Origin of the sequence: Nitrincola nitratireducens (assembly GCF_000585235.1) — a bacterium.
Lineage (GTDB): Bacteria > Pseudomonadota > Gammaproteobacteria > Pseudomonadales > Balneatricaceae > Nitrincola > Nitrincola alkalisediminis.
Genome location: NZ_AONB01000006.1, coordinates 141,031 through 158,328, shown reverse-complemented (window position 1 = coordinate 158,328; position 17,298 = coordinate 141,031). Strand labels below are relative to the sequence as shown.

At 44.1% G+C, this 17,298-nt stretch carries 13 protein-coding genes and 1 pseudogene; 9 read left to right on the top strand and 5 right to left on the bottom strand.

The genetic code is table 11. From position 1 onward, the window contains the following. The coding region (locus D791_RS07795; RefSeq protein ID WP_036509861.1) for a retention module-containing protein at nucleotides 1-811 on the bottom strand (811 nt) is incomplete at its 3' end. Between the two features lie 458 nt (nucleotides 812-1,269). Here D791_RS07795 and D791_RS07790 point away from each other — a divergent pair. The 7 genes from D791_RS07790 (at nucleotide 1,270) to D791_RS07760 (ending at nucleotide 9,274) form a co-directional block, all read left to right on the top strand. Further along, a complete protein-coding gene (locus D791_RS07790) occupies nucleotides 1,270-2,676 on the top strand; it encodes a TolC family outer membrane protein (protein WP_051514334.1) in 1,407 nt (468 codons plus the stop codon). Between the two features lie 83 nt (nucleotides 2,677-2,759). Beyond that, nucleotides 2,760-4,904 (top strand): type I secretion system permease/ATPase, encoded by a 2,145-nt coding sequence (locus D791_RS07785; protein ID WP_036509858.1) that lies wholly within the window; start codon nucleotides 2,760-2,762, stop codon nucleotides 4,902-4,904. Then, on the top strand, nucleotides 4,904-6,331 hold the full coding sequence (locus D791_RS07780; protein WP_036509855.1) for an HlyD family type I secretion periplasmic adaptor subunit: 1,428 nt from the start codon (nucleotides 4,904-4,906) through the stop codon (nucleotides 6,329-6,331). The genes D791_RS07785 and D791_RS07780 overlap by 1 nt, the downstream gene beginning before the upstream one ends. Next, entirely contained in the window at nucleotides 6,328-6,933 is a 606-nt protein-coding gene (locus D791_RS07775) for a response regulator transcription factor (RefSeq protein WP_051514333.1), read from the top strand. The genes D791_RS07780 and D791_RS07775 overlap by 4 nt, the downstream gene beginning before the upstream one ends. Before the next feature lie 37 nt (nucleotides 6,934-6,970). Further along, a complete protein-coding gene (locus D791_RS07770) occupies nucleotides 6,971-7,315 on the top strand; it encodes a hypothetical protein (RefSeq protein WP_036509852.1) in 345 nt (114 codons plus the stop codon). A 139-nt stretch (nucleotides 7,316-7,454) separates the two neighbouring features. Beyond that, nucleotides 7,455-8,771, top strand: a complete 1,317-nt coding sequence (locus tag D791_RS07765) for a TolC family outer membrane protein (protein WP_157682266.1) — start codon at nucleotides 7,455-7,457, stop codon at nucleotides 8,769-8,771. A gap of 26 nt (nucleotides 8,772-8,797) precedes the next feature. Next, a complete protein-coding gene (locus tag D791_RS07760) occupies nucleotides 8,798-9,274 on the top strand; it encodes a YiaD family glycine zipper/OmpA-like lipoprotein (RefSeq protein WP_051514331.1) in 477 nt (158 codons plus the stop codon). A 32-nt stretch (nucleotides 9,275-9,306) separates the two neighbouring features. On the opposite strand, the gene D791_RS07755 is transcribed toward D791_RS07760, so the two are convergent. Both D791_RS07755 and D791_RS07750 read right to left on the bottom strand, forming a co-directional pair. After that, nucleotides 9,307-11,235: a bifunctional diguanylate cyclase/phosphodiesterase gene (locus D791_RS07755; RefSeq protein ID WP_036509849.1), complete on the bottom strand. Its 1,929-nt coding sequence runs from the start codon at nucleotides 11,233-11,235 to the stop codon at nucleotides 9,307-9,309. A 36-nt stretch (nucleotides 11,236-11,271) separates the two neighbouring features. Beyond that, nucleotides 11,272-11,964, bottom strand: a complete 693-nt coding sequence (locus tag D791_RS07750) for a transglutaminase-like cysteine peptidase (RefSeq protein WP_036509907.1) — start codon at nucleotides 11,962-11,964, stop codon at nucleotides 11,272-11,274. Between the two features lie 266 nt (nucleotides 11,965-12,230). Between D791_RS07750 and D791_RS19590 the strand changes: the two are divergent. Then, a pseudogene (locus D791_RS19590) lies at nucleotides 12,231-12,517 on the top strand (ArsR/SmtB family transcription factor). 19 nt (nucleotides 12,518-12,536) lie between these two features. Here D791_RS19590 and D791_RS07745 read toward each other — a convergent pair. Beyond that, nucleotides 12,537-14,756 carry a bifunctional acetate--CoA ligase family protein/GNAT family N-acetyltransferase gene (locus D791_RS07745; protein WP_237748557.1) on the bottom strand — a complete coding sequence of 740 codons (2,220 nt, stop codon included), beginning with the start codon at nucleotides 14,754-14,756 and terminating at the stop codon, nucleotides 12,537-12,539. Nucleotides 14,757-14,767: 11 nt separating this feature from the next. Continuing rightward, nucleotides 14,768-15,271 (bottom strand): CoA-binding protein, encoded by a 504-nt coding sequence (locus tag D791_RS20810; RefSeq protein ID WP_237748556.1) that lies wholly within the window; start codon nucleotides 15,269-15,271, stop codon nucleotides 14,768-14,770. Nucleotides 15,272-15,559: 288 nt separating this feature from the next. Here D791_RS20810 and D791_RS07740 point away from each other — a divergent pair, with 288 nt between their 5' ends. Beyond that, nucleotides 15,560-17,296: a type I secretion system permease/ATPase gene (locus D791_RS07740; protein WP_036509846.1), complete on the top strand. Its 1,737-nt coding sequence runs from the start codon at nucleotides 15,560-15,562 to the stop codon at nucleotides 17,294-17,296. Nucleotides 17,297-17,298 lie beyond the last annotated feature (2 nt).

Here is a 17,298-nt window from a genome sequence, read left to right as displayed (position 1 = left end):
TTGGCCCCGTATTGTCGACTTCAGTCTCAACAATGATTTCAGACTCAACAATATCTAACTCTACTGTTGACTGATCCGTTACAGGATTACCATCGGTATCAGTCGTAGAGGTATCTATGGTAATTGGACCGTCCGTGAGGTCCGTGACATCAACTTCTTCTGAAGTATAACTACCATTTTCCTCAACTACGGCTGATGTTGTTACCGTATTATTGTTTTTGTCTGTAATGACAATTATGACAGTATTTCCGGGTGGCACATTCGTTGTATCACCAGTCACAACAATAGATCCAGTGTTCGGATTATTGACAACCGTTGTCAAGGTACCTGGATCATTTACAGTTGAACCATCAAAAATCAACCCATCAAAACTCTCAGTTCCTGAAATACCGAACTGGAAAGAAAGCGGATCAACAGCTTCAACAATTCGTGTTAACTGAACAAAAGAAGCACCGCCTCCATCTGGTGCACCATCTGTACCAGCGGCAGGAGCCTCTAACTCATCAAGCAAATCACCTTCACCATCAAGAGCTGCCAGAATAGCATCCAACGTAGGGTCGACAACGACACTTTCATCAGAAACATCAGGTGCGGTACTGCGCTGAGACGCTGACATTAACAGCGACTGCTCTGAACCCACCGAAACCTGCTCACCACCAAAGTCAAGAACAGCTTCAGATCCCGTTGCTGTGACTAATGTTTCACCAGGTAGCAATACATCACCAACTTGAAGCAAACGCAAGCTACCATCTATCGATCTTGCCCACACGTCACCAGTCAAACTGGTTACAATAGCTACATAGTTTTCCATAAAATCAGCACCTTAGGTTAAAACTGCATTTGACAAGAGATAATAACAATCACTTATCTATAGGATTTATATGATGTACATACTAATCATTAACTGACAAATAGGTATTGTACCGATGTACAATCTGCATCTTTCTTCATAACATTATTGAAACACAAAAAAATAGATAAGAAAGAAAACACTTTCCCAACACGAATAGTTAAGCCCAGAACAGAACAAAATACGGATAAATTAAAACAAATGATTTATTTTTAAGCGCAGCGACTGTAATAAACCGCAAATCAAAAAAAAGCTACAATTAAATGATCCATAGCAACTATTGTGCACTCTTCCACACTGTTTTATGATAACGTACTTGATTCTAATTACTTAAAAATAAAACAAATCCAAATACAGAAAAAAAAGAAAAAACAGAACTTTCTAGATCGGCTATTCTACTTAACAAGGACTTCGGGAATATGATCAACAGTCGAAAAAGTAACACTCTATGCGCTCTAATTGCTAGTTTATGCTTATACTCCACGAGCACACTTAGTCAAGCTGAAACAGCATCCACCCATTTTCCCGATGTTGTTAAACACGCAATTGAAAGCAATCCAGAAATCCAAGCCAACTGGCACAACTTCATTGCTTCTGGATATGATATTGATGGAGCACGAGGCGGTTACCGCCCAACCATAGATTTTCTTGCATCCTACGGCTTCGAATGGAATGACTACAAATCCAAACGCAGCTACGATGGCGCTTCAGCTCAGATAACACTAACACAGATGCTGTATGACGGATTACGCACGTCTAACGACGTTAAGCGCTTTAGTAATTTTCAACTTGTTCGCTACTTCGAATTGCTTGACAGTATTGAGAACACGACCCTTGCTGCATTAAAAGCCTATGAAGATGTGCTTCGCTTTCGAGAACTCACCAGATTGGCAGAGGAAAACCTTGCTGAGCATATTTCTGTCTACAATCAAATTGAAGAAAGCGCTAGAGCTGGCGTTGCGCGACGTGCTGATTTAGAACAGATCAGTGGCCGACTGTCGCTCGCAGAAACAAACTTGCTCATTGAGCTATCTAACCTTCACGATGTTAGTGCTCGATATTTACGTATTGTTGGCAAACTTCCCGAGGACAACCTCAACACTTTACAACTTAATGACAGTTTAATTCCAACCAGTACTCGAGAAGCCATCAACTTAGCCTATCAAGCCAACCCTGGATTCCAAGCTGCTATTCGTAATCTAGAAGCAGCAAAAGCCAATGAAAAACTCCAAAAAGGATATTTACTTCCAGAGCTTAGCTTCAACGCCAGACACACAACCAGAACTTTTGACTCGCAAGGGTTGAACAACCAAGAGTCGGAAAGCCGTGCAGCGCTTGATTTTCGCTTTAATATTTACAAAGGTGGGCGCGATATTGCCAACATCAATAAAGCGGGTCATGAACGCTTAGCAACGGAGTCTCAGAAAGACAACTCCTGTGTTATTTTACGTGAAGCTGTTCAAACTTCGTTAAACAATATACGTAAGCTTGATGAACAAATTCCATTTTTAAATCAACATCGAATTTCTTCTGACAACGTGCGTACAGCTTACAAAAATCAATTTGATATTGGACAGCGATCTCTACTGGACGTGCTTGACTCAGAGAATGAGTTCTTTCAAGCCAGCCGTGCCTATGTCAATGCACTCGCGGATAGAAATATCGTGGCAGCCGAATCCCTAACACTGACTGGACAACTTCTGACGGCATTAAACATTGTACGTGAGGGCATACCAACTCTTGAAGAACTTAGGGCTGATGATATAGATCCTAATAATTTTGCTTGTGAAGCCCTTGACATCAAGCAACTTACAACCCAGCGTTAAGATTAATAAGAACGATTTGTCATTTACATGACTATCGATACTACCCAAAGCGATAGTCATGTTATTCACAACTAAGGGCCCTTATGTCGACAACAGCAGCTTCAGAAAATCGTGGCGGAATTCTAGTAGATTGCTTATTAATTATTTGTAAGCATCATGACAGAGCCCTTTCACGCGAGTCTGCTATTGCTGGCCTACCCCTTGAAAAGGGCATTCTAACTCCTTCTGTATTCCCTAGATCAGCCAAACGAGCCGATTTATCCTCTCGTTTCTCAAACACAGCTCTGCATTCGATCTTACCTGAAATGCTGCCTGCTATTTTAATTCTCAAAAAGGATAATGCCTGCGTACTATTGGAAATTAACCAAGAATCAAAAACAGCTAAAGTTATATTCCCACAGATCAACTCATCAAAAGCATTAACCGTTCCCATATCAAAACTGGAATCAGGCTATACAGGCAATGTCATTTATGTCAAACCCGAACTTCAATTTGATAAGCGTGCCCCGGAGATTAAACAACTAAAAGAACGTCATTGGTTCTGGAGTGTTATTAAAGACAATCGCCGGATTTATCGTGACGTTATACTATCTGCAATAATGATTAATCTCTTCGCTATTGCCATGCCGCTATTTATCATGAATGTGTACGATAGAGTCGTACCCAATCATGCAACAGATACATTATGGGTGTTGAGCGCCGGTGTATTCCTCGTTCTTTGCTCAGATCTAGTTTTAAAGCTCATGCGAAGCTGGTTTATTGACTTAGCTGCAAGCCGAGCCGATATCAAACTATCATCCTCTATTATGGAGCGTGTACTGGGCATGAAACTTGTAAATCGCCCTGCATCATCAGGCTCCTTTGCCTCAAATGTACAGTCGTTTGAATCGATCCGAAGCTTTATCGGCTCCATGACAGTCGTTTCACTCGTTGACCTTCCCTTCGTCGCTTTTTTTGCCATTATAATAGCGATTATTGGATGGCCGCTGGTTTTACCCATTCTTTTTGGTGCAACCTTAATTCTCCTATATGCACTCTCAGCACAAAGCAAAATGCATAAGCTCTCCGAAGACTCCATGCGCGCTGGTGCAATGCGAAATGCCACATTGGTTGAAAGCATTTCAAATATTGAAACCTTAAAATGCTTTGGCGGTGAAAGCAAAATTCAATCAATATGGGAAAAAACAACACAATTTTTATCACGCAATACATCTCAGATGCGCTTGATCGCCTCCTCCATCACCAGCGGCGCTCAATGGGTGCAACACAGCGTTGCTGTTTGCATCATTATTATTGGCGTCTATATGATCATTGACGGCCAACTTACTCAAGGCGGCCTTATCGCAGCTTATCTTTTGTCTTCTCGAGCAATGGCCCCTATCAGCCAAGCTGCTGGTCTTTTATCACAGTATCACAACGCCGCAACAGCTATGCAATCTCTTAACGATTTAATGGAGCGTCCCGTAGAGCGGCCTGCAGGGAAAAACTGGGTGAGTCGCCCGAGATTAAAAGGCGATATTGAATTTAAGAATGTTAGTTTTCGCTATCCTGATGACGAAAGACTCGCGTTATCTCGTGTTAGTTTTAAAATCAAGGCTGGTGAGCATGTCGCTATTTTAGGTAGAAATGGCTCTGGCAAAAGTACCTTAGAAAAATTAATACTTGGACTCTACGAACCTGAATCCGGAGCCGTATTAGTTGACGGAGTTGATATTAGACAAATAGACCCTGCAGAACTTAGACGAGATATCGGATACGTCCCGCAGGATATTGCGTTATTCTTTGGCTCATTAAAAGACAATATAATCACCTCATCATCAAATGCTACAGATGAAGAGATTATTCAATCTGCCAACATTAGTGGCTTAGCCCCCTTTATTAATGCTCACCCTGCCGGGTTTGATATGCCTGTGGGTGAAAAAGGACAACTCCTTTCAGGTGGCCAGCGCCAAGCTGTTGCCATCGCACGCGCTGTTATCAACAACCCACCCCTTCTGCTATTAGATGAGCCCACAGGCTCCTTAGACCACTCAAGCGAAGAGTATATAAAACAAAATCTTCAGACGTTTGGTCAAAATAAAACTATGATCATCATCACACATAGAACATCACTGCTTGCACTAGCTGATAGAATTATAGTGATTGATGGCGGCATGATTATGGCGGATGGCCCCAAGAACGATGTAATGGAAGCCTTACGACAAGGGCGCGTCGGGAGTGCATCATAATGGCCGATACTAAAACGTATAAAACAACAGAGCAAAAGGGTTTTGAAAAGCTGGGCACTCTTACAACAAGTGTTGGTGATAAAGGCATATCCGTTATTGAAAAGCTCTTCGGACGCATTTTAAATCAATCGGACAACTCTGACTGGTCCGCTGATGCTGAATGGGCTCATATTCAACAAGAACCGGTCCGCGGTCGACGTCTTTTGTATGTCATGGCCTGCACTCTACTACTCTTAATCATTTGGTCTGCATTTGCCCCCCTAGATGAAGTTGCACGTGGAGATGGAAAGGTGATTCCCTCTCAACAACTGCAAATCATACAATCGTTAGATGGCGGCATTGTAGAGGGAATTCTCGTGCGCGAGGGTGAGATTGTTGAACTAGGCCAAACACTGATTAAAATTGACCCAACTCGCTTCATTTCCAGCTTTAGAGAAAGCCGTGCTCAATTTTTAGCCCTAAGCGCTGAGGTTGCTCGTTTGCGCGCCCTAACAGATGGCGTTGAACCGACTTTCTCTGAGGAACTAGAGCGCGAAGCTCCTGAAATTGTTGCACTCGAAAGACGTCTTTACTTTTCAAACCTAGAGGAGCTCCGTGAGCAGAGTGGTATTTTTGAACAACAGCTTGCCCAACGCCAACAAGATCTTCGCGAAGCTCGTGCGGCACGTGATCAGTACGCCCGCTCCCTTTCATTAAGCTCCCGTGAACTTGAGGTCACTCGCCCCTTGCTCAGATCAGGTGCAGTGTCAGATATAGACATCATACGCTTAGAAAGAGAGGTCTCGAATGCTAGAGGTGAAGTTAATCGTGCAGAAGCCGCGATCAGCCGTGCCTCCGCAGCTATAGAAGAAGCCCGCAATAAAATACGAGAAGCTCAACTCAATACATCCAATAAATGGCGTGCCCAACTCTCAGAAAGCCGAGCCAGACTTGAAGCACTCTCTGAGGCAGAAACAGGACTCGCTGATAAAGTGACTCAAACTGACATTCGCTCACCCGTTCGAGGTACCGTACAACGTTTGTTTGTGAATACCGTCGGAGGGGTTATCACACCCGGTAGAGACATTGTAGAGATCATCCCCTTAGATGATGCCCTGATTATTGAAGCAAGGATTCAGCCAAAAGATATCGCATTCATTCGACCAGGGCAGCAAGCCATGATCAAGTTCACGGCCTATGATTTCGCTATTTTTGGCGGCCTAACAGCTGAAGTTCAGCACATAAGTGCCGATACTATAACAGACGAAAAAGATAACACTTATTATCTTGTAAGATTGCAAACACACAACTCCGGCTTCGCAGATGACCTGCTAATCATTCCAGGCATGACAACACAGGTCGATATTATGACAGGCAAAAAAACTGTTCTTGAATACTTACTAAAACCCGTGTTACGTGCGACTTCTCAGGCGATGACAGAACGATGAATATAAAAAATACATTTATTACGGACGATAATCTAAAAATTTCTCGCTGGTCTATGGCATTTCCAGATGCTGAGATTATTTCAACAACACAATTTGAACCACAGTTTCATCAGTCTGACGTTGTCTGGATCGTGGTTGGCATCAAGAATTGGCAATCTCTCATTTCTGGATATACACAGCTGGGAATACCCGTGATTGCATTATCTAAGCGCATGACACTTCCAGAACTCCGTCAAGCTTTAGAAGCAGGTGCACGAGCCTATGTCGAAGCACTGGCTAACGTTAATACATTAAAACAAGTTGCGGAAACGGTAACCAATGGCGCTATGTGGTTACCCGCCCCCCTACTCACGCGTATTATTGGTTCACTATCAAATATACTATCAGAACCAACAAATCGTCAGAAGTCCCCCTTAGACGCTTTAACGCAAAGAGAGCGCCAAGTGACGGAGGCCGTTGCGCAAGGAGCCTCTAATAAAGAAGTTGCGAAGTTATTAAACATTACTGAGCGAACTGTCAAAGCCCATTTAACCTCTATTTATGAAAAACTTCAGGTTAAAGATCGGATGCATTTGATGCTAATCGCTAGAGTCGGGTCTTAGAGACCTTCTTTAATTAACGAGAATAAAGGATGTTCGCATGTACGTTAAACGCAATCACGAAGCAAGAATCATAGCCGTAAGCGTTGAGAAAAGTGCTGACTTTTATGAGTGGATTGAAGATGACGCTAGTGAGCTCATCAGCTTTCTACCTTTTTCAGCACAAGACTCAAAGACGGGTTCACTTGCGTTTAACGATACGGAACTGATCCGTGTTGTTGATGACTTGATAGATCTACTCACTGAAAAGCAAATCATTCAATTCACAGAGCTTCCTCAAGCGGCTCAGTTAAAGCTGTTACGACGCCAAACACTCAGAAAAAAAACAAATAGATTAGATCTTCTCTCCGAAGACTCAGAAGAGGAGACGATTCATTTAAACTAACACGATACCCGACTAGACTGATTATTAACGGCTGCAATGATTAAGTAATCTTAGCAAGATTGTTGAGTAAAATTGCAGGCAACCTAAAATGTCTCTAAAAGAAACGCCTTCTAGAGCTCAGATGCATGGAAATATGGATATGATAACTCAGCACAAAAAAAAGCTTCTTCCTCGCGTAGTTGCAGGTCTATGCTTATTATCGACAGGTCTTCTAACCCAAGCACACGCAACCACTATTGCTGACATCGCCAAAAGAGCGATTGAAGGCAACCCTGAAGTGCAAGCAAGCTGGCATACGTTTTTAGCCTCCGAATATGATGTTGACATAGCACGCTCAGGCTTTCGTCCCACCTTGGATTTTTTAGCCAGCTATGGCTATGAGTGGCGTGATTACGGCCCAAACAGCAGTTTTGATGGCGGGGCTGCAGAACTGTCAATGACACAGATGCTCTACGATGGTTTTAGAACCTCAAGCGAAGTAAAACGCCTCAGTAGTGCTCAACTCGTTCGGTATTTTGAGCTAATGGGCACCATTGAGTCGACAGCTCTTAACGCGCTCGTTGCGTACGAAGATGTCATGCGCTACCGTGAGCTCGTGAAGCTTGCCGAAGAAAATTTGGCAGAGCATATTTCTGTCTTTAATCAAATTGAAGAAAGTGCTCGCGCAGGCGTAGCAAGACGCGCAGATCTTGAGCAAATCAGTGGACGCTTATCCCTAGCAGAATCAAACCTGTTAACAGAAATGTCTAACTTACATGATGTCAGTGCACGATTCTTAAGAATTGTTGGTGAGTTACCGCCTAGCGATATGTCTCCTATTGGCATGACTTCAAGCCAAATCCCTGCATCTGTTGTTGAAGCATTAAATTTGGCTTACCAAGGCAACCCAGACTTTCATGCTGCGATTCGGAACATCTCAGCCGCCGAAGCTGCTGTAGGGACTGAAAATGCAAACTTCCGCCCACGTGTTAACCTAAATGCACGTTATGGTATGCAAACATTTGACGATGTTGGAAACAGCAACAATCAAGCAGATGGACGTGTTGCTATCGAGTTTCGTTACAATTTACTAAATGGTGGTCGTGACCAGGCCTCATTGCGCAGAGCCTACGAAGAGGTCAATATTGCAAAAGACCTACGTGATAAAGCCTGCGTCGATTTGCGTCAAACCGTTCAGATTGCATATAACGATGTTCAAAAACTTGATTTGCAACTCCCTGCGTTGAATCAGCATCGCTTATCATCTAATAACGTTCGTAATGCCTATAAAAACCAGTTTGATATTGGGCAAAGAACATTATTAGACGTCCTTGACTCTGAGAATGAATACTATCAGGCAAGCCGTGCCTATACGAATGCGCTATATGACAAAAGCATTGCGATGGCAAGAACCTATACAGGCATGGGTCAATTGCTACCCGCACTCAACGTTGTTAGGGACGAACTGCTTCATTAGCCGAACTAGGTGACGAATCCACTCAATTGGATACCTCTTCTGCCTGTCCAATTATTGAAGTTCCAACACCCGCTCCACGCTTAAGCGCTATGGATCAACAAGAGTCTTCATTACGTCAAAACCTCCAAGGCAGTGGTGTTGATGTTCGTCGTATTGGTGATGCTATACAGTTAATAATGCCTGGTAACATTACGTTTAACACTGATCAATCAACTATACAGCCAACCTTTATTCCGACGCTCAATGAAGTTGCCAAGATTTTAAATGAATACCCAGAGTCACGAGTAACCGTTGAAGGACATACGGATAATCAAGGCTCCCTGCAATACAACCAGCGCCTATCGGAAAGACGCGCGTCCAGTGTAGCAGATTACTTAGTTAGTCAAGGCGTCAATCGTCCCCGATTGAGCACTGCAGGCTACAGCTACAATCGTCCTGTAGCAGATAATGCGACGGCCGCTGGACGTGCTCAAAACCGTCGAGTTGAGATTACCATTCGTTAAGTAAAACAAGGCACTGGAGCGGGCTTTCTTATTTAAAGAGAGCCAACTCCAGGTCCCGTGATTCCATCGACCCCAATTTCTTTTAATCGCTTAGCCTCTTCCTGATTCTGAACACCATCAGCAATTAAGAGCAGGCCTATTGAATGGCCTAACGTACACAAACCTCGCAAAAAAGCTTCGCTCGAACCGCCATCCGCTAAATCTCTAACAAAGGCACTATCGATTTTGATGTAATCTAGTCCCAACTCTTGCAAGCTCTTAATCTTAGCAAAATCAGCCCCTGCTCTCTCTAAACCTAACTTACACCCAGTTTGCCTTGCCATGGCACAGAACTCTTTAAAGACATTTAAGTGCAAAATGGCCGACCGTTCAGGAAACTCTAACCACAGCTGCGAAGCTTGTTGTGGATAGGCATTTAAAACTTCGATCACTTTTTGTCTTGCACCCACATCACACAAGGTCTCAACTGACATGTTTACTGCGATAGAGTGGTGCTTTAACTCAACTCCCTCATCGGACAAGACATGATTAAGCATAGCTAAATCTAATGTGGGCATCATACCTAAGCGACGTGCCCAAGGTATAAAATACCCAGCATTTCTTACAACGCCACCCAACTCAAGTCGCATCATAGCCTCACTTTGAAGTAGGTTATTCTCACTGCTCATAACGGGATAATACACAGCTCTAACACCCTGATGCCCAACCGCTTGATACAAAGCTTGTCTCCACTCATCAGCCGAATGAAAACAGGCATCTATCTGACGCACATCGGACACTTCTCCACAGGTTTTCTCACGCTGCTCTGCAATCGCTAACATGCTATCAAGATGAACAAACAGGGTGGCACGCTTATCCTGCGAGGTAAAATAACAGGCGGCATGAGGAAGCATTATCCGTATGGTCTCATACTGATTTGACAAGTCTAATAATTTTGTTTCCAACGCTGCGGAGATTAAGCGCAAATCACTGGCCTGACTTAACAACAACGCAAAGTCACTTCCATTTAAACGCCCGATATAACCATCACTGTATTGCTCAGTATACTGCTCAGTCAACTCGCGCAGGGCTGACGCAACTTGCTTTAATAATTCATCTGTATGTTTATGTCCCAACGCTTGGTTAATATCGGCCAAGTGATGAACACGCACGAGAAACATCGCATGATGACTATCAGAATCAACGCCACCTAAATGAGCATCCAATAAATTAATAAAATACTCGCGATTGGCAACCCCCGTTAATGGGTCGTGCTGATATTTGTAACGAAGTGCCTCCAATCGCTGAGCTTCACTTTCTAACATCTGGCGAATGCGACTAGATAAAATATTCATAGCCCTTACCACTCGACCAAACTCAAGTGTTTTAGGGACATCCGACATAATAAAGCGCCGCCCGCCGATGGCTTCAGCTTGGGTTACGACATCGTCCAATGGACGCGTAATCACTTTTAGAATGAATGTTCCTAACAGCCCGCAGGTTAACGCCACGGCGGATAACCAGAACAATAAGTTTCGTGTTGTAGCCCATAAAGCCTCATAGGCATAGCGAGTGTGACTCTCGACATACAAGGTACCAAACTGATGCCAACCATCCTGCACCTGAGCGACACCAGGCTCAATACTTAAAGGTGCCAAGCCCAAAAACCAACCGGGTATTTGTGAACCCACTTCTCCCTCATAGAACTTACGTTGCAAGCTATTGCCTTCAGGATCAATCAACTCAATACGGTTATAATGGCCAGTATCAAATTGAGCCGCTATCAACAACTCAAGCGTCACTGGATCCTTCTCTAACTGGGATAGCGTGAGCGCTAGAGAATTGGCATTATCAATATTTTTAAGTGTTAACTGCTCTTCAAAATACGCTTTTGCCGTATAGGTACTGATTGAAAAACTGCTAATGAATGCCAATATCATTAGAACAACAACGGCTATCCATAACTGCTTAATAAGGGACATTAAAAGTGTCCTCCCTCACGATGGTTAAAAACATCATTAAAAACTAACCCCTTCTTGTTGAATTCGATCCAGAACACTTCTCCATCTTGATAAGCGCGCCGTCGAACTGGCCGCGGGTGTTGCAGAATTACCTGCCCACAAACCCTCGCTATTAAAGCTGAATACAGGAGTTAAGTCGGGACGCCTTGAGGCGGGTTCCACTGTCGAGATCAAACTATCCAGAATCAAAGGCTCGGCAGTGGGATGCGGGTAGTAACCAAGAACCATGTGAGCTTCGGTCACAGTGCTTCGAGGGCCACCTGTTCGTGCTCGAACATATATTAATCGCAAATTATTATCGCTAATCCCTGCTTTTCGTAGACTAATGTACTTAGCGATGGCGTAGTCTTCGCAGTCTCCCATCCCTTTCCCTAAGGTTTCAAGAGGACTCGCCCAATAATCCTCAACGCCCCATAGACGAATATCGGTTTGATAGCGAAGGTGACGATGAAAAAACTGATTCACACGCTGAATTTTATCTTGATCGGATAGGGATGCTATCTCGTTCAGCATGCGCTCCCACTCCCGCGAGACACCCACTCTTGAGGCACCATACCGACTTTCCATTAACTGATGAAAGCGTGTAAAATCAATGGCGACACGACTGAAGGCAATAGCGGACAGCTGCCAATAGACCAGCAGCACTGACAGTACCAAAAAGCTGGACACTTTTGCCCAGGTCTTTAACATAACCATTCGTCTTTGTATTTAGACATAACGCTTAACATCCAAGTTTGTCATCTTCAAAGAATTCACCTAGATCGCGTAAAAAAAATTACGTTACAGGAATAAGTACATACCAAGTTAGTATAAACTAAGCTTTCAATTTCACTGACTGATTCTATAGAATACAGCGTCCGTAATAATACTTTAGTCACAGGAGCACTCTATTGGCCTCTAACGTCAACACCACTGAGCCTCAGGTCAATGCATCTGGATCTGACAACTTAGCGCTCATGAAGCAAAATGCTGCTGAAGCAGCACGCCTTCTTAAGGCACTTGGCAATGACAGCCGCTACTTATTTTATGCTATCTGGATGGAAAAGAGCTATCGGTCAGTGAATTAAATGCCTGTCTAGATCTTAGCCAATCCGCTCTATCACAGCACCTTGCGGTACTTCGCAGAGACGGCTTAGTCAAAACACGTCGCGAGTCGCAGACAATTTATTACTCATTGCATGGTGATAAAGCCATACGATTAATCGGCACCCTCCACGAGATTTTTTGTCCACCAGAAGCCTAAACTCGTAAAAGACCTGAGGCTACTGTTGTAGCCTTAAGCGCTGCCAATCCTCTGAAGGCTCATTTAGCATCATTTTCATATCAACCACATCTTCTTCTGGGTTGTAGCTATTCTTAAATCCCAGCTTTCGAGCTAACCCTTGCATCCCTTTATTCGCTGGTAACGTTGACCCAGCCAACATGAGCGTTCCCTTAGCTCTGCAATACTCTATCACTTTTTCCATTAACACAACACCAAGTCCCTCACCCTGCAAATCATCTCGAACCACTACTGAAAACTCTGCTTTAATATTGTCTGCATCGGTTACTGCCCGGACAACACCCAAAGTTTCCACTCCCTCCCCTTCTAGTTTTGGCGCAGAAACAATCAATGCCATTTCACGATCATAGTCAATCTGAGTCCAATTCGCTAACTCTTGATGCGTGGGTACACCTCGGCTATAGAAATAACGCAGCCGTATTGATTCAGGCGATAGCTGTTTATAAAACTCAAGATGCGCAGGCTCATCTTCTCCACGAATAGCGCGCAATACTGCAGGCCGACCTGATTTCTTTAACTGTATGAACTCGGTTAAGTGCTCTGGATAGGGCGAAACTGCTGGCAGCATAGGGTCCGCCAGAGAAACACATACATCAATTACCAAAATACCTCTCTTATTCAAAAGCAAAGGATTGATCTCCAATGCTTTAATCTCTGGAAGATCTATTGCTAATTGACTCAATTTTATCAAAACATCACATAAATTTTTGATATCGCGCTCTAACCAGTCACTATTCTCCTCAATCACTTTATAAGCACGCGATTCTTTAACCAACTGATAGGCTAAAGCGCTATTCAACGGAGGTAGCATGACTTTTCTATCCGCCATACTATCCACAACATAACCACCTACCCCAAACACAATTAACGGACCAAACACAGCATCCCGCGTAATACCTAAATTTATTTGCAAAGATTGAAAGCCACGTTTCATTTGCTGAATCGCAAACCCAAAGGTCTGCTCAGATCGATACCGCTCACTCACACGGTAGGCTAGTTTTGTAGCTGAATGTCGAACCTCAGGAATAGAATACAAATCGAGCGCTAAGTCCTGCCAACGCATCCGCTCATGTTTTTCATAACTAAATGGATAAATATTGCCCTCATGCAAAGCCTTGATCGCAATTGATCCGCCTAATTGACTGGCAATATCAACAATGGCCGAGATATCTGTTGCATAGTGTGTGTTAGCGGTGGGAATATCATACAAATCCAATAAATGGCAGGCTTCAGCATGTGTTAGATAATCTCGATCACTCTCTTTGGCTTGCTGAATCAAATCATAGGCTCGCTTGCGATTTGGGGCATTGTCTAATTGATAAGGTGCTGGCGTTTGTCGCATGACGGCTTGATTACGGTGGTATTCAACCATGTACATAAACGCGTCAATCGCTTCCTCCGGCGTCAAAAACGTTGTAATACCTGCACTATTGCACGTATTACGTGCGGCTATCGCGGTTTCTCTTCCCATCCAGCAGGTTAAAACATTACGAGGGGTTTTACGAACGGCTTTAATCACCTCAGTTGCCGTAGCAACACTTGGCGCAAATCGTGTCGGCGCATGGATGGTCAAAATAACATCCACCTCAGGATCCTTGCTTAAAATACTAATGGCATCAGCATACTGTGCTGGCGTTGCATCGACATTGAGGTCAATAGGGTTCATACCATTCCAATGGCCGGGCAACTTATCAGCAAGAAGCTTGACCGTCTCGGGACTAAGCTGAGACAGTTGACCTTGTTTGCGAATCAAACGATCATTGGCTAGAGCATTAGGCCCCATGCCATTGGCAACGATAGCAATCCGCTCACCGCGCATGGGCTTCATACGGGTTAATGTTTCAAGCGCATTAAAAAGATGGTCTGACGTTTCAACTCGAACAACACCTGCGCGCTTAAGCGCAGCATCAAATGCCAAATCAGCATTACTTAAGCCATCCGCCACGTCAACTTTAATCCGACCATCGTTGATAACACCGGACTTCAACACCAATACCAGCTTGTTTCGAGAAGCCGCACGTAATGCCGAAATAAAGTTACGAGATGTTCCAATGACGCGATCCATCTGAAGTAAAATGGCGTGAGTTGTAGGCTCGCCTGCTAGATAATCGATGATTGAAGGCACATCAACATCTATACCGTCACCGAGCGTCAGAAAGTGAGAAAAACCAACCTCCTGCCCATTGGCCCAATCAATCATAGCGGCACCAATCAACCCCGATTGCCTATATACGCAACTCGCCCTTTTTTAATATTGATATGAGATGAACTTGCGTTCATTTTTGAACCCGGCACCAACAAACCAATACAATCCGGCCCCAGAATTCGAATACCAAAAGAGCGCGCAGCATCTTTAACTTCATCTTTGACGCTCTTGTGCGTAGCTGAAGGAAGATAAGCTAACCCAGAGGTGAGTATCATAGCCGCCTTAACTTGATAGGCTCCCAATTTACGCACCCAGGAGGCAACTTGCTGAGCGGGCGCACAAATAATTGCAAGATCTGGCACCTCAGGGAAAGATGCTAGAGAGTCGTAGCACTTAACGCCTGCAATACAAGAATCCCCATCCTCCCCTATGGCCATTAGCGGCCCAGCAAAACCGCTGTCAATCAAGTTTCCTAAGACTATATTTCCAAGGTTATTTGACTCGGCCGTGGCACCAAACACTGCGATAGAACGAGGCTTGAAGAAACGCTTGAGGTATTTGGTTGACATGTCGTTTACCTTACTCAATGTTAGTCTTAGGATCTTCATTTATGCTATCTTACGCGCTTAGCAACTGCAGCAAAAGTACAAATATCCCCATATAGCTGATGCACATCAATTGAAACAAGGGTAGTCGCTTAGTGTTAAAGTACAACTGCTAAATGGCGCAAGATCTCAATGTTTAAGTGTTCATTTTTCTTAGTTAAGAGTATTGATGCATAATACTTCATTAAGTTTTAAACTTAGGCTACAGAACAACCTATTGATCGATACGCTAACGAACATACGGAGAGCTTCATGCGCGAAAAACAAACGGAACTTGATTTAGCAATTAAATGCTGTCGCTCCAGTTTTATCCATGTCGGAATTTTTAGCCTCTGTATCAATCTTTTGATGCTTGTTCCTGCTTTATACATGTTGCAAGTGTATGACCGTGTTATTGCAAGCGGCAGTGAATCAACACTTCTGATGCTGACACTGATTATGGTGGTTTTATTAACAACAATGGGCATACTGGAATGGGTTCGTTCCAGCATCATGCAAAAAGTTAGCAACCGCTTAAACCACCAACTATCACCAAAAATGTTTGATGTCAGCTACCGCCAAGCACTCTATTCAGGCGGAACATTGGTCTCCTCCCAACCCCTTAAGGATCTCAACGGAATACGTCAATTCTTATCTAGCAATGGCCTGTTTGCATTCTTTGACTCACCTTGGGTTCCTGTATACATCTTTATCCTGTACCTCTTTCATCCGTGGATAGGTAGCATGGCACTCGGCAGCGTGATCATCTTAACGGGCTTGGCTCTGCTCAACGAAAAAGTCACACAATCCGCTCAAGCAGCTGCAAATAAAGAACTCACTCAAGCCGCTAACTCGGTTAGTAAAAACTTACATAATGCCGAAGTTATTGAATCCATGGGGATGCTGTCCCACATTCGCAATCGATGGTCCGTTAAGAACAAATCAGCACAAGCGTTTCAAATTCTCGCAAACGAACGTGCCGCTATCCTCTCTTCCGTCTCTAAAACCTTTCGGATCATCATTCAATCGCTCGTCCTAGGACTCGGCGCTTACCTCGCCTTGCAGCAGGCGATATCGCCCGGAATGATGATCGCAGGCTCGATTCTGTTAGGACGCGCTTTAGCACCGATAGATCAAATGATCGGCGTTTGGAAACACTTTATTACGGTCAGGGAGCAGTATGCGCGCTTGCACAACACGCTTGAAACCGACATAGGCCCACACGAGCAAATGTCACTGCCTGAACCGATTGGCGAAATTACAGCTGAAAACGCAGTCATCTGCGCTCCAGGGTCTCGAGTTCCCATCTTAAAAGGCTTGTCTTTTTATGTTGCGCCTGGCGATATGATTGGTGTCATAGGTCCAAGCGCAGCCGGAAAATCCACCTTCGCAAGAGCCCTATTGGGCATTTGGCCAGCGTTAAGTGGAAAAATCAGACTGGATGGTGCGGACATTTTCACATGGGACCGTGAGGAGCTTGGTCCTCACATTGGATACCTCCCACAAGACATAGAGCTTTTCGAAGGAACCATTAGCGATAACATTGCTCGCTTTGGCAAAGCAGATCCTAAAGAAGTCGTCACAGCCGCTCGATTAGCCGGTGTCCATGACATGATTCTTCGACTGCCGGACGGGTATGATACGTACATTAGCACACAAGGAGGTACGCTCTCAGGCGGTCAACGTCAACGAATTGGGCTTGCGCGCGCACTGTATGGGAAACCAAAATTTGTAGTACTTGATGAACCTAACTCAAATTTAGATCACCAAGGAGAAGCCGCGCTTGCACAAACCCTGAAGTACTTAAAACGCATTCGTGCAACCGTCTTTATCATCACCCATCGAACAAATGTTCTCAGTCTTGTCGACAAACTCATGGTATTAAATCAAGGCACTCTAACGCTCTATGGACCTAGAGATAGAGTTATTGCTGAGCTCAACAAAGCCAACGCAGGGCAAATTAGCCAACAAAACAACCCAAGCACCTCAGATGCTAAAGAGGCGGAATAGAC